Source organism: Nocardia sp. NPDC004860 (assembly GCF_040609015.1).
Taxonomy (GTDB): Bacteria; Actinomycetota; Actinomycetes; order Mycobacteriales; family Mycobacteriaceae; genus Nocardia.
Genome location: NZ_JBEXJI010000029.1, coordinates 35,890 through 48,000, shown reverse-complemented (window position 1 = coordinate 48,000; position 12,111 = coordinate 35,890). Strand labels below are relative to the sequence as shown.

Below are 12,111 nucleotides of genomic sequence, written 5' to 3'. Positions count from 1 at the left end.
TCACCAGACAGCCGATCCGCCGAAGCCGTGGGCGTACCTTTCGGTGTCGCAGAAGTGCAGGATCAGGTTTTGCTGCCACGGTGTGCGGGCGGGCGCGGAGCCGGCCAGCGCCAGCACATCGCAGAACACATGGGTGCCGCCATTGGTCATGTAGACATCCGTGCCCGAGGCCCACGCACTGAAGGTGTTGCCCACGGCCCACACCCTGAACTCGTGATGGAATATCGCTGGGCCACACCGTGGCACGGATGATCTGATGTCAGGATGGCCGGTTCGCGAACCACGGTATGCACTCCCCCGTGCGATGCCTCCGACGTGAAGGCGACCCTCGCGGAAGCGCGGACGCCATTCGAACTCGGGTTCACGCCGGGCAAAGCTGATATCGCCGAGGGCTGTGACCACAGTGCCGACTATCTGGCGGCACTGCCGGCTGACACGCTGCTGCTGAACCTGCACTGCCGTGCAGAACAGTGACGGTGCGCCGATCGTGGAAGCGGTTTGGGCGGAACCTGATTCGCTGCTGGGGATGATCCAGCGTGGGCGGGGTGCAGCGTATGCGGCGGCGCTGGATCAGCCAGAGTTGGCTGCGGAGTATGTGATCGGCTGCATTGTGGATGATCCGCGGTGGGACCATCAGGTCGAACATCGAGGGTGGCTCTACGCCACGCTGATCGCCGAATTGGGGATCGATCTGCGGCTCTTGCGTGCCGCGTACGCGCGGCCGCTCGATCCGAGCGGCGATTCGGATGCGTGGCTCGCGGTCCGGGTGTTCGAGCTGCTTGCGCGCCGCGGGGTGCCGGGCAGCGTGGCCGAGTTGCGGCGCTATCTGCGGACAGGTCGCGACTTCGATTTGGCATTCGGTGCACTCGTGCCGTTCTTCGAGCATCCGGAGGCCGAGGGGCTGCTCGAGGAGGCGCTCGGAGTAGCCGATGACGAGCAGCTTCGCTGGGCGATCGAGTGGGGTCAGGATTTCTCGGCCGGACCCTGGCCGGTGTGGCGGCGCGCCAGCGCACGGATCGACAGGGCGATTTCCGATATGGAGCGAAAGCGGGCACGCCCGCCGACAGGGCCGTCCGGGCGGGCGGCACGAGATGCTGCCGAGCGCGAAAGGATCCTTCGGGCTGTCGTGGAATCCGGTCTCGTTCAAGAGGTCTCACCGGCCGGGATCACGGATGAGCTTTGGGAAGGGGTGCTCTTGGACGTTGCACCAACGGTGCTCGCGGAGGGGGCCGCCACACTGGCTGTGCGGGTCGCGGTGCGCCGGCAGTTGCGGCGGCTGCGGTCACCTCGGGCGTTGGAGTGGGCCCGGGCGCGCGCAGACCTGGACAGCTCGATCGGTGGCGCAGCGCTGTCACTGCTCACAGATATCGGCGAAAAATCAGATGCGCCAAGGTTGTTCGATCGTCTGGAGGCCGCCCATGGCGGCGGCAACGACTACATCGATGACCAGTGCAGTCTGGTCGATGCTCTGGCCCGGCTCGACTATGTGCCCGCTGTGCCTGTCGTCGAGGCGATCTTCGACTCCACTGTCTATTCCTATCTCAGGATCCGGTGTGCCGAGGCGCTGCGCCGCCTCTCGGCCGAATTTCCGCGCGGCCGGGCCGTCGAATGCCTGACGGATTGTGAAGAACAGAGTCGCGAGATCGCGATTGGGCACGTGGACATCTCGGTGTGCGCGGTGCGGGAACGGCTGGGGGTGATCGCTGCGGATCCGATGGAAGGGGACGAGAATCGCCGGGTCGCGGCGACAAGGATTTCATAAGAGACCCGCTGGGTGCGGTGGATAACTTCGTCTCATCCAATCAGCCATTCGGGCGGTGGAATTCACACGGAGGTCGGGCATCATGTGGAACGTTCCCAGCGGCGGGCGTGGTCTGGTGGCGAAGGCAGCGGCACCGGTGGCCGCTGCCGCGGTCGGGGTGGCGGCCATCGTGCTGGCCGCGGCACCGGCCCAGGCTCAGTCCAATCATCCGAATTCGTGCATCGTGGTGCAGAACCACGCCGGCCGCACCACCACGGTGACCATGAACTACCCGGCGGGCTACAACGGGTCCTGGACGATCTACCCGGACGACCTGAGCCTGCTGCTGTACAACGGTGAACCGGTCCAGTCGCCGACGGGTGATTTCAATATTCAGAAGGATTCGGACCTGCAGGCGGTGTGGAACTACGACCCGAACCGCGACACCAACCGCGGCTGCAACGGCTCCTGGGTCGTCACGCTGAACTGACCTGGGTCAGCGCCGATCGGCGATGACGATGTGACCGTCGGCGCGGACCGAGGTGCGTTTGCCCTCGATTCCCGCCTCGACCGCGACCGATTGCAGGTCGCGGTCGGCGGTGACGGAGAAGCCGCGCTCGGCGAGCAATGCGGCCATCGCTTCGGGGGTCCAACTCGAACGCTGCGGTTCACCGGCCATGGGATTGGTGCGGCCGGAAACGGACAGCAACAGCTCCATGGCCTTACGGCCGAAGTGGTACACCCGATTGGGGGTCGGGTAGGTGATGATCAGGCGGCTGCCGGGGGCACTGCGCTTTGCCACCTCGGTGACGGTCTCGGCGACCTCGGCGGGCGTCAGGTAGGGGACGACGCCCTCCCAGATCCAGGTGGTGGGCCTGGTCTCGTCGTGGCCTGCCGTGGTGAGGGCGGCCCCCAGGGAGTCCTTACCGAAATCGACCGGGACGAAACGAACGTCCGCGAGGGCTTCCCGCTCCCCCAACCGGTCCCGCTTCTCGGCCTGGGACGCCGGATGATCCACCTCGAATACGGCGACTCCCGCCAGTTCGGACATGCGCCAGGCACGCGCGTCCAGCCCCGCGCCCAGAATCACCAGCTGCGGATGCGCACTCTCCCGCACCGCCTCGTCGATGGCGACCGTGCGGGCCGCCAGCACTTCCGAAGTGGCGGAGAGCAATTCGTACTCCATCCGTGCGCCGAACCTCTTCGGCACCGCGCCCGCGCGCACGAGATCGACCAGTTCGCGTTCACCGTCGACCAATAATTCGACCGCGATCGGGTCGGAGAACCGCCCGCCGCCCATTCGCCCGTCCGCTACGGCGCGGCCCTGGCAGACCAGGACCGCTGTCCGGCTCGCTGCACGCTCGGTCACCGGTTCATTATCGGCGCTGCGGCCATGGTTCGCCCGCCGCCGGGTCGATCCGGGATTCGCGCCAGAGCGGGCTGTCGACGAAGTGATTGTCGAAACGCTCCTGGGTGCGCAGGATTTCGAGCGGATCGCCGTCACCGCGGCGGAGCCGCTCACCCATCCGGAAGTATTCGAAGCGTTCGATGCCGGGCGTGAACACGATCAACACATCGGCCGCCGAATCGGCGGGGGCGGCCCAGGCGTGCACCATGGCGGGCGGAACCAGCAGGAAATCCCCCTCGCCCATGGTGAGGATCTCCTCCCCGGCCAGCACCCGCAGCGTGCCGCCCAGCAGGAAGAACAGTTCCGCGGACGTGGTGTGGAAGTGCGGCGGCGGGCCATCGGTGCCGGCGGGCAGGACCGCGCGGTTGGCGCTGAGCTTTCCACCGGTCATATCGTGGTCGGCGTACAGGTGCACGCCCAGGCCCGGCAGCTGTTCGGCCTCGCCGGCCCGGATGAACAGGGCGCGGTCCGCGCCGCAGGGTGTGGTGGTCATGGTCGGTCTCCTCGGCCCCGGGGACCCTCCCCGGACGACAACACAGAGGCACGGTGACCGCGAACAGTGACACGGGCGCGGATTTCGGTGACGCGGAACACGATCCGGCCCGCCATGTCACAGTTTCCGGGCCGCCCGGCTCTTCGGTGGCGAGAGAAGGGAGACGAATCATGACGGCACAGCCACCGCACGCGGCCTCCGACGAGGTCACCGCGCGTTTTCTCGACTACCGCGAACTGCTGTTCGCGGTCGGATACAACATGCTCGGCAGCGTCGCCGATACCGAAGACGTGCTTCAGGAAGCCTGGCTGGCGTGGGCGGCGCGCCACCGTGACCCCGCCGCGGCACCGGTCGACAATGTCCGCGCCTACCTGGTCCGGGTCGTCGCCAATCACGCCCTGGCGCGGCGCACCGAGATCGGCAAACGACGCGAAACCTATGTCGGCCCTTGGCTTCCCGAACCGCTGGTCACCACCGAGGACGAGGTGTCCGGCGTCGTGGAACGCAAGGAATCGCTGTCCATGGCGGTCCTCGTGGTCCTGGAAACCCTGTCCCCGCTGGAGCGTGCGGTCTTCATCCTGCACGATGTGTTCGGCTTCGGCCACCCCGAGATCGCGGCCATGCTCGACCGCTCCCCCACCGCGGTCCGCCAGCTCGCCTCCCGCGCCCGCAAGCACATCCACGAGCGCCGGCCTCGCCGGCGAGACCAGCACTTCCAGGCCGGGCTGAGCGAGCGCCTGGCCGAGGCCACCCTGCGTGGTGACCTCGCCACCATGCTCGAGGTCCTCGCTCCCGACGTCACCCTGTGGACCGACAGCGGCGGCGCGGGCCGGGCCCAGAGCCTGGAACCCGTCCATGGCCGCGACCGGGTCGCCGCGGTGTTCATGGCCGTGGCCGCCGACCTCCCCGCCGGGCACCTAGCCATTCGCTACCGCTGGGTGGCCGAAGACCCCTGTGTCCTGGTGTTCTCCGACGAGAGCCCCTTGGCGGCCGTCGTCGTCGACCTGGACCCGGCCGGTAGCCGAATCCAGACGATCTACTCGATCACCAACCCGCACAAGCTATCCCGGATCACCTGATGGCACGCCGGACAGCCACCGCAACGAGGGCACGCAAACGGCCACGGTGAGCATGGACCCGGCAATGCGGGCGCTCCCGGACGCAGGCCGCAGGGGTCGCGGTGCACAGCCGAGCAGGTGACCGGACTGCGTCGAGCTGCTCGATCACGAACCCGCGCAGGCTTTTCCGGATCAGCTCGCTGCGGCCGTGGCGGATCGGCCGGGTCGCAGTGCGGCTGTCACGACGACCGTGGCGTAGGAGGCGGTGAGAGTGCCGCCCAGGGTGTCGATGGCCGCGCCGATGCCGTCGAGGACGGCGGCGAGGGTGTGGGGCGGGGCCTGGGTGAGGGTGCCGTGGGTGGGGATCTGGTCGAGCCATTCGTCGCGGGTGTAGGTGCGGTGCCAATCGAACTGCCACTGCTCGGGAACGGTGAAGGCTCCGGATTCGCGGATTCCCTTGGCCACCGTGTCGAGTATCGGCTGGTAGATCTCGAGGGCGGGGCGGTCCGCGACCCGCGCGACGGGTGTGTCCGGCAGCAGGCGGCGATAGACCGCGGCGAAGGCCGCGGCCGCGTCGGGCGGCAGCTGGGCGAGGGGCCAGAAGGCGGCGAGCCGGCCGCCGGGGCGCAGGACCTGCGCCGCCCGGGCCGTGCCCCGCACCGGATCGACCCAGTGCCAAGCGGTTCCGGCGATTACCGCGTCGAAGGTCCGGCCGGCCGGATCCCAGTCCTCGAAGGTCCCGACCTCGACGTCGACGCCGGTCTCGCGTGCGAAATCGGCCATGCGGGCATCGGGTTCGACGCCGAGCACCGTGCATCCGGCATCGCGGAACTGCCTGGTCGCAATACCGGTTCCGCAGCCGACGTCGAGGACGTCCGTGCCGGGGCTTGCCGCGAGGATGCGCTCGATCATGGCGGCGGGATACGCCGGGCGGGTGCGGTCGTAGCGGGCGGCGTCGATACCGAACGACTCCGCGATGTGCCGGGCTCGATGGGGGCTCTGGTCTGCGGGTTCGGTGCCCGAGGGCGGTAGAGTGACCATGCGCCCACTTTAAGTGGGCACTTGCCCACTCCGCAAATGGATTGGGTCCGGCCGACATGAAGGAGTGCGGGGTGCCCACCGGGGTGGCCATTCGGGATGCACGGGAGCAGTTGTTCGACGCCGCCGAGCGGATTCTGTTGCGGGACGGGCCGAGCGGGCTGACGAGCCGGTCCGTCACCGCCGAGGCCGGGTGCGCGAAAGGCGTGCTGCACCGGCATTTCGCCGACTTCGACGGCTTCCTCGGCGAGCTGGTCGAGGATCGGATCGTCCGGGTGGAGCGGCTCGGCGCCGCACTGCGCGACCGGGCGGGGGAGGCCACGGTGCCGGGCAACCTCACCGAGGCACTGACCGCCGTGTTCGAGACGGTGGCGGTGGCCATCGTCAGCCTGGTCACCTATCGGGACGAGCTGCGCGCCCGGCTGCGGCAGCGCCGGCCGGTCGGTGTCCCCGTCCTGACCGAGGCCACCGAACTGATCGCCGGATACCTCGCCGCCGAGGTCGGCAACGGCCGCCTCGCGGCCACCTGCGACACCGATCTACTCGCTCGCACGCTGATCGGATCGGGACACCTGCTCTTCGCCGACCGCACCGCGGCCCGGCCCGAGACCGAAGCCGTGCACGCCATGGTGACCGCGATCCTGGGTGGCGCGCTGACGCCTTGAAACACCGAGACGCGGACGGGTGAATGTCTCACTGCGAGACCACCCTTGACACCGTCGGGGCCGCCGGGAACTTTGGCCCCTGCAGTTCAGGTCACCCGCACGAAAGGTCTCCCACCGCAGTGAGCATCGACCACACGACCCTGTCCCCCGCCGAGGTCGTCACCGCGCTGTGCGCCGAATGGCGCACCGGCACACCGGAATCCATCGCCGAGTTCTTCACCGAGGACGCTGTCTACCACAATATTCCGATGCAGCCGTTCGTCGGCAAGGCCGCGATCCTGGAGTTCCTGCGCGGCTTCATCGGCGCGTTCGGCGGCATCGACTTCATCATCCACCACCAGGCCGTCACCGGCACCGTCGTGCTCAACGAGCGCACCGACCGATTCACCCTCGGCGACAACCACATCGAGCTGCCGGTGACCGGGGTGTTCGAGGTCCGCGACGGCCGGATCTCCGCGTGGCGCGACTACTTCGACATGGCCCCGTTCACCGCCATGCAGCAGGGCGCGTAGGGGTCAGAAGCTCTGCCAGGAGGGCTTGTTCGCCACCGCGAACCGGTAGTAGTCGGCGGCCTTCAGGCGCGCCGCCGCGTCCGGGTCCACGATGACCGTGACGTGCGGGTGCATCTGCAGGATCGACGCTGGGCAGAACGCGGAGAGCGGGCCCTCCACCGCGGCGGCGACCGCCTCGGCCTTGCCCGCGCCGGTGGCGATCATGAGCAGATGGCCGGCGTCGCCGATGGTTCCGAGGCCCTGGGTGAGGACGTGGGTGGGCACCTGCGCCAGGTCGTCGTCGAAGAAGCGCGCATTGTCCTCGCGGGTCGTCGGGGTCAGAGTCTTGACCCGGGTGCGCGAGCGCAGTGAGGAGCCCGGCTCGTTGAAGCCGATGTGCCCGTTCGCGCCGATGCCCAGGATCTGCACGGCGATGGGCCCGTTCTCGGCGATGGCGCGTTCGTAGGCGGCCGCGGCCGCCGGGATGTCGGCGGCATTGCCGTCGGGGCTGTGGACGTCGGTGTCGGCGAAGTCGACATGCGAGGTGAACTCGTCACGGATGAACTGCCGGTAGGACTGCGGATGTCCCGGCGGCAGGCCGATGTACTCGTCGAGCAGGAACGCCTGCACGCCTGCGAAACTCAGACCCTCCTCGCGATACTGCCGGATGAGCTCCCGGTAGGCGCCCAGCGGTGAGGAGCCCGTGGCCAGCCCGATGGCGCGGGCGCCGCGGCGCACGTGGTCGGCCATGATGCGGCCGGCCAGTACACCGGCCTCGGCCGCGTTGTCGGTGATCACGAGTTCCATGGCGCTCCATCCTTGTACACGGTCACGGGGTTGAGGTGGTGGTCGGCGACCAGGACGTCGGCGCGCATACCCGGAGCCAGCGCGCCGATGTCGTCGGCCATGCCGAGCAGGCGGGCCGGGGTGGCACACGCGGCGGTGGCCGCCGCGGTGAGCTCGACGCCCGCGTGGAAGACGGTGCGGCGCAGCACTTCCGCGGCAGTGGCGGTGCCGCCGGCGATGGCGCCCTCCCCCTCCGGGTCGTAGATGCGCGAGATGCCTTCCCGCACCACGACATCCAGGCTGCCGAGCTGGTAGCGCCCGTCGGGTTGCCCGGCGGCGGCCATGGCGTCGGTGATGAGGGCCAGATTGTCGGGACCGATGGTGTCGAAGACCATGCGCACGGTGCCGTCGGCCAGGTGCACGCCGTCGCCGATGACCTCGGCCACCACATCCCCGCGTCCCGCCGCGGCCATGGCGGCGGTGAGGAAGTTGGCGTCGCGGTGCGCCAGCTCGGGCATGGCGTTGAACAGGTGGGTGATGGACACCCGCCCGCCGCGGCGCATGGCGTGCACGGACTGCGCGTAGTCGGCGACGGTGTGTCCCAGGGAGAGAATCACATTCGCGTCGGCGAGCACGTCCGCGAGGGCGTCGAAGTTCGCCGTTTCCGGGGCCACGGTCACCGACACGACGCGGCCGCCCGCGTAATCGAGGAGCCGTTCCAGCAACGCCGGATCACCGGCGATGATCCGATCGGGATCGTGGGCGCCGCGCCGGTGCTCGCTGATGAACGGGCCTTCGAGGTGGACGCCCGCCAGCAGGCCGTCGTCGATGGCCTTGCCGAGCACGTCGATACGGTCGCGCAGTTCGGCCTCGGTGGCGGAGACGAGGGAGGCGACCAGCGTGGTGGTGCCGCGGCGGCGGTGGAAGTTCGCGGCGGCGGCCACGCCCTCGGGATCGGTTTCCGGGAAGCCGAATCCGCCGCCGCCGTGACAGTGCACGTCGATCAGCCCCGGCAGGATGATCGGCGGCTCGTCCGGCAGGTCCGGCAGATCACCGCCGAATCCCGTTGCCGGGCCCACATAGTCGAGGCGCGCCCCGCCGAACGACACCACCCCGTCGGCGAGCTCGCCCGCCTCGGTGAGGGTGACGACCCGGCCGCGCAGGGTGGTCGTCACGTATCTCGCCCCAATGCCCGGCGCGCGGCCTGGTGCGCGTCGTCGGCGGTGCGGGCCGACAGCACCGCTGCCGCCGCCGCTCTGCACTGCTCCAGGGTGACCTCGCCGAGCTGGGCCCGGACGCCCGCGATCGAGCGGGGCGCCATGGACAGCGTCTCGACGCCGAGACCCACCAGCACACAGGCGAATTCGGGATTCGACGCGGATTCGCCGCAGACGCCGACCTTGACGCCGCGCTTGCGCGCCCCGCCCACCGTCGTGGCGACGGTCGCGGCCAGCGCGGGCTGCCACGGATTGTGCAGCGCCGCCAGCGACGACGCCATGCGGTCCGCGCCGAACAGGTACTGCGACAGGTCGTTGGTGCCGATCGAGAAGAAGTCCACCTCCGCGCCGAGCTGCTCCGAACACAGTGCGGCGGCGGGGATTTCGACCATGATGCCGCAGGTGCCGATCCCGGCGTCGCGGGCGCGGGCGGCGAAGTACCCCGCCTCCTCCGCGGTGGCGACCATCGGCGCCATCACCTGTACCGGCGTGCCGGTCTGCCTGGCCGCGGTGTCGATGGCCGTGAGCTGGTCGAGCAGCGTCCCCTCATCGACGCTGCTCAATCGCAGACCGCGCACGCCCAGTGCCGGGTTCTCCTCATCCGGCAGGTCGAGGAACGGCAGCGGCTTGTCGGATCCGGCATCGAGGGTGCGGACCGTGACGGGCCGGTCACCCAGGACTCGGAAAATCTCGGCGTACTGCTCGGTCTGCTCGGCCACCGTCGGGGCCGACTTGCGGTCCAGGAACAGGAATTCGGTCCGGAACAGGCCGACGCCCTCGGCGCCGAGTTCGACCGCCAGCCGCGCATCGGCCGCGGAGCCGACATTGGCCAGCAGCGGTACGGCGTGCCCGTCGGCGGTCCGGCCCGGACCGGTCGGTGCGACCGCCTGCCGAGCGCGCAGCGCGAGCACCTCCTCGCGACGCGCCGCGGTCGGCTCGACCTCGACCACGCCGGCCGTGCCGTCCAGCACGACGTCGGTGTGCTCGGCGATCCCGGCCGCGTCCGGTGCGGCGACCACGGCCGGAATACCCAGCGCCTTGGCCAGAATGGCGGTGTGCGAGGTCGGACCGCCCGCCACCGTGAGCAGCCCGATGACCCGCTCCGGGTCCAGCGTCGCGGTATCGGCGGGCGCCAGATCCTGGGCGGCGAGCACGAAAGGCGTTGCACTGTCCGGGATCCCGGGCGGATCGACCCCGAGCAGCTCGGCCACCACCCGCTGGCCCACATCCCGCAGGTCCGAGGCCCGTTCGGCCATCATGCCGCCGAGCGCGGCCAGCTGCGCCCCGAAATGCGCCACCGCCTCGGTCACCGAGTGCGCGGTCGGCGTCCCGCCCCGGATCTCGGCGCGCACCTGATCCAGCAGTGCCGGATCCGCGGCCAGCGCCGAGGTCATGAACAGGATGTCCGCCGCCGGGCCCTGCGCGTCGAGGGCCTGCGCGGAATACCGGCCGGCGACCGTCTCGAAAGCGGCCTCCGCGCGGGCGATTTCGGCCTCGACGTCACTCCCGGGCGCGTCGTCCCGGCTGGTGACCGGCGCCGGCGCCAGCCACTTCACCGATCCGACGGCGATCCCGGGAGCGGCGGCGACACCGCGCACCTCACGCGTCAAGATCTGTCTCCAGCATCGCGACCAGCGTATCGAGGGCCGCGTCGGCGCCGTCCTCGGCGTGCAGGGTGACGGTGTCGCCCTGCTTGACACCCAGGGTCATCACCTGCAGCAGGCTGTTGGCGGCGACGGGGTCCTTGTCGCCGACCGAGATCCGGACGGGGACACCGGCTTCCCCGGCGGCCTTGGCGAACAGGGCAGCAGGACGGGCGTGCAGTCCGGTCTCGGACGCGACTACGGCGGTGCGGGTGATCATGCTGCGATGTTCTCCTTCTCGAACTCGGTCTCGTCCGGTTCCCGGCCGGGTGTCGGCAGGTTCCAGCGCTTGATGATGAAGCTGAAGGTGACGTAGTACAGGGCCGCGTAGCCGAGCCCGATCGGAATCAGCAGCAGCGGATGGGTGGCCTTGCCGAAGTTCAGCAGATAGTCGATGGCACCGGCCGAGAAGGTGAACCCGTCGTGGATCCCGAGCGCGTTGGTGAGCGCCAGCGAGGTGCCGGTGAAGAACGCGTGGATCACCAGCAGCGGCCACGCCACGAAGATGAACGAGAACTCGAGCGGCTCGGTGATGCCGGTCAGGAACGCGGTCAGACCGGTGGACAGCATGATGCCGCCGATCATCTTGCGGTGCTCGGGGCGGGCGTGGCGCCAGATGGCGATGGCCGCGGCGGGCAGGCCGAACATCATGATCGGGAAGAAGCCGGTCATGAAGGTGCCGGCCGAGGGGTCGCCGGCCAGGAAGCGCGGGATGTCGCCGTGCGCGCCGTGGTAGTCGCCGATGACGAACCAGACCACCGAGTTGATGATGTGGTGCAGGCCCAGCGGCAGCAGCATGCGGTTGGCGAAGCCGAAGATGCCGCCGCCCGCGACCGAGTTGTCGGCGACGGTGGTGCCCAGCCAGGTCAGCGCGGCATTGAAGGCGGGGTAGACGAAGGACATGAGCACGCCGATCACGACGGCCGCGCACGCGGTCAGGATCGGCACCAGCCGGCGCCCGGAGAAGAAGCCCAGGTAGTCGGGTAGCTGGGTGCGGTGGAAGCGCTGCCACAGCGTGGCCGTGGTCAGGCCCATCACGATGCCGCCGAGGACGCCGAAGTTGACGAGCTGCGCGGCCGGGGCCTTCGCGACGTCGACGACCGGGCAGTTCCAGTGCGCCGCCCGGAACAGCCAGCCCAGCACCGGGCCGCAGCTGCCGTCCAGCACCACCGGTGACATGGCCTTGAGGACACCGGTGAAGGCGAGGTAGCCGACCACCGCCGCGAGCGCGGTGGAACCGTCGGCCTTCTTCGCCCAGCCGATGGCGATGCCGACCGCGAACAGCAGCGGCAGGTTGTCGATGAGGGTGCCGCCCGCGCCGGCGAGCACGGCGGCGGCGGACCGCATCGGCGAGAACCGGCCGAGCATGTCGTCCTGTCCTAGCCGGAGCAACAGTCCGGCAGCGGGTAGCGTGGCGATCGGCAGCATCAAGCTGCGGCCGAGCTTCTGCAGTCCGGATAAATCGAGCTTCTTGCGGGAGCTCTCGACGGCATCGGCCATGGATGGTCCTCAGTCTGTGAATGGAGTCACGCGTACTGTTCACGATCAGTTAGCGTCACTGGTTATAACCA

15 protein-coding genes are annotated in these 12,111 nt (G+C 69.5%); 6 read left to right on the top strand and 9 right to left on the bottom strand.

What is annotated here, in order from left to right; translation table 11 throughout:
- Positions 1–195: a hypothetical protein gene (locus ABZV44_RS36115; RefSeq protein WP_354846665.1), complete on the bottom strand. Its 195-nt coding sequence runs from the start codon at positions 193–195 to the stop codon at positions 1–3.
- A gap of 120 nt (positions 196–315) precedes the next feature.
- Between ABZV44_RS36115 and ABZV44_RS36110 the strand changes: the two genes are divergently transcribed.
- From ABZV44_RS36110 to ABZV44_RS36100, 3 genes are all read left to right on the top strand, one after another.
- Entirely contained in the window at positions 316–474 is a 159-nt protein-coding gene (locus ABZV44_RS36110; RefSeq protein WP_354846662.1) for a hypothetical protein, read from the top strand.
- Positions 461–1,762, top strand: coding sequence for a hypothetical protein (locus ABZV44_RS36105; RefSeq protein ID WP_354846659.1), 1,302 nt, complete (start codon positions 461–463; stop codon positions 1,760–1,762). Before ABZV44_RS36110 ends, ABZV44_RS36105 begins: the two co-directional genes overlap by 14 nt.
- 82 nt (positions 1,763–1,844) lie before the next feature.
- Positions 1,845–2,231 carry a hypothetical protein gene (locus tag ABZV44_RS36100; protein WP_354846657.1) on the top strand — a complete coding sequence of 129 codons (387 nt, stop codon included), beginning with the start codon at positions 1,845–1,847 and terminating at the stop codon, positions 2,229–2,231.
- A 6-nt stretch (positions 2,232–2,237) separates the two neighbouring features.
- On the opposite strand, the gene ABZV44_RS36095 is transcribed toward ABZV44_RS36100, so the two are convergent.
- Both ABZV44_RS36095 and ABZV44_RS36090 read right to left on the bottom strand, forming a co-directional pair.
- Positions 2,238–3,110, bottom strand: coding sequence for a class I SAM-dependent methyltransferase (locus tag ABZV44_RS36095; RefSeq protein WP_354846654.1), 873 nt, complete (start codon positions 3,108–3,110; stop codon positions 2,238–2,240).
- A gap of 7 nt (positions 3,111–3,117) precedes the next feature.
- Positions 3,118–3,642 (bottom strand): cupin domain-containing protein, encoded by a 525-nt coding sequence (locus ABZV44_RS36090; protein ID WP_354846651.1) that lies wholly within the window; start codon positions 3,640–3,642, stop codon positions 3,118–3,120.
- 170 nt (positions 3,643–3,812) lie between these two features.
- Here ABZV44_RS36090 and ABZV44_RS36085 point away from each other — a divergent pair, with 170 nt between their 5' ends.
- The gene (locus tag ABZV44_RS36085) at positions 3,813–4,721 is read left to right on the top strand and encodes a sigma-70 family RNA polymerase sigma factor (RefSeq protein ID WP_354846648.1); all 909 of its coding nucleotides are present in this window, start codon (positions 3,813–3,815) and stop codon (positions 4,719–4,721) included.
- A gap of 171 nt (positions 4,722–4,892) precedes the next feature.
- On the opposite strand, the gene ABZV44_RS36080 is transcribed toward ABZV44_RS36085, so the two are convergent.
- Positions 4,893–5,741 carry a class I SAM-dependent methyltransferase gene (locus tag ABZV44_RS36080; RefSeq protein ID WP_354846646.1) on the bottom strand — a complete coding sequence of 283 codons (849 nt, stop codon included), beginning with the start codon at positions 5,739–5,741 and terminating at the stop codon, positions 4,893–4,895.
- Between the two features lie 71 nt (positions 5,742–5,812).
- Between ABZV44_RS36080 and ABZV44_RS36075 the strand changes: the two genes are divergently transcribed.
- The gene (locus tag ABZV44_RS36075; protein ID WP_354846644.1) at positions 5,813–6,403 is read left to right on the top strand and encodes a TetR family transcriptional regulator; all 591 of its coding nucleotides are present in this window, start codon (positions 5,813–5,815) and stop codon (positions 6,401–6,403) included.
- Between the two features lie 140 nt (positions 6,404–6,543).
- Complete coding sequence (locus ABZV44_RS36070; protein ID WP_354846844.1) at positions 6,544–6,915, top strand: limonene-1,2-epoxide hydrolase family protein; 372 nt, start codon at positions 6,544–6,546, stop codon at positions 6,913–6,915.
- 3 nt (positions 6,916–6,918) lie between these two features.
- Here ABZV44_RS36070 and nagB read toward each other — a convergent pair whose 3' ends face one another.
- Genes nagB through ABZV44_RS36045 form a run of 5 tightly spaced genes read right to left on the bottom strand, consistent with a single transcriptional unit; the run spans position 6,919 to position 12,040 of the window.
- The gene (nagB, locus tag ABZV44_RS36065; protein ID WP_354846641.1) at positions 6,919–7,701 is read right to left on the bottom strand and encodes a glucosamine-6-phosphate deaminase; all 783 of its coding nucleotides are present in this window, start codon (positions 7,699–7,701) and stop codon (positions 6,919–6,921) included.
- On the bottom strand, positions 7,689–8,855 hold the full coding sequence (locus tag ABZV44_RS36060) for an amidohydrolase family protein (RefSeq protein ID WP_354846638.1): 1,167 nt from the start codon (positions 8,853–8,855) through the stop codon (positions 7,689–7,691). Before ABZV44_RS36060 ends, nagB begins: the two co-directional genes overlap by 13 nt.
- Entirely contained in the window at positions 8,852–10,507 is a 1,656-nt protein-coding gene (gene ptsP / locus ABZV44_RS36055) for a phosphoenolpyruvate--protein phosphotransferase (RefSeq protein ID WP_354846636.1), read from the bottom strand. The genes ABZV44_RS36060 and ptsP overlap by 4 nt, the downstream gene beginning before the upstream one ends.
- Positions 10,497–10,760 carry an HPr family phosphocarrier protein gene (locus tag ABZV44_RS36050; RefSeq protein WP_354846633.1) on the bottom strand — a complete coding sequence of 88 codons (264 nt, stop codon included), beginning with the start codon at positions 10,758–10,760 and terminating at the stop codon, positions 10,497–10,499. Before ABZV44_RS36050 ends, ptsP begins: the two co-directional genes overlap by 11 nt.
- Positions 10,757–12,040, bottom strand: a complete 1,284-nt coding sequence (locus tag ABZV44_RS36045) for a PTS transporter subunit EIIC (RefSeq protein WP_354846630.1) — start codon at positions 12,038–12,040, stop codon at positions 10,757–10,759. Before ABZV44_RS36045 ends, ABZV44_RS36050 begins: the two co-directional genes overlap by 4 nt.
- Positions 12,041–12,111: the final 71 nt, after the last annotated feature.

Bases quoted from the DNA above. Each gene is read 5' to 3' on its own strand.
- ABZV44_RS36100 (WP_354846657.1), top strand. From the start codon at position 1,845: ATGTGGAACGTTCCCAGCGGCGGGCGTGGTCTGGTGGCGAAGGCAGCG.
- ABZV44_RS36090 (WP_354846651.1), bottom strand. From the start codon at position 3,642: ATGACCACCACACCCTGCGGCGCGGACCGCGCCCTGTTCATCCGGGCC.
- ABZV44_RS36085 (WP_354846648.1), top strand. From the start codon at position 3,813: ATGACGGCACAGCCACCGCACGCGGCCTCCGACGAGGTCACCGCGCGT.
- ABZV44_RS36080 (WP_354846646.1), bottom strand. From the start codon at position 5,741: ATGGTCACTCTACCGCCCTCGGGCACCGAACCCGCAGACCAGAGCCCC.
- nagB (WP_354846641.1), bottom strand. From the start codon at position 7,701: ATGGAACTCGTGATCACCGACAACGCGGCCGAGGCCGGTGTACTGGCC.
- ABZV44_RS36050 (WP_354846633.1), bottom strand. From the start codon at position 10,760: ATGATCACCCGCACCGCCGTAGTCGCGTCCGAGACCGGACTGCACGCC.
- ABZV44_RS36045 (WP_354846630.1), bottom strand. From the start codon at position 12,040: ATGGCCGATGCCGTCGAGAGCTCCCGCAAGAAGCTCGATTTATCCGGA.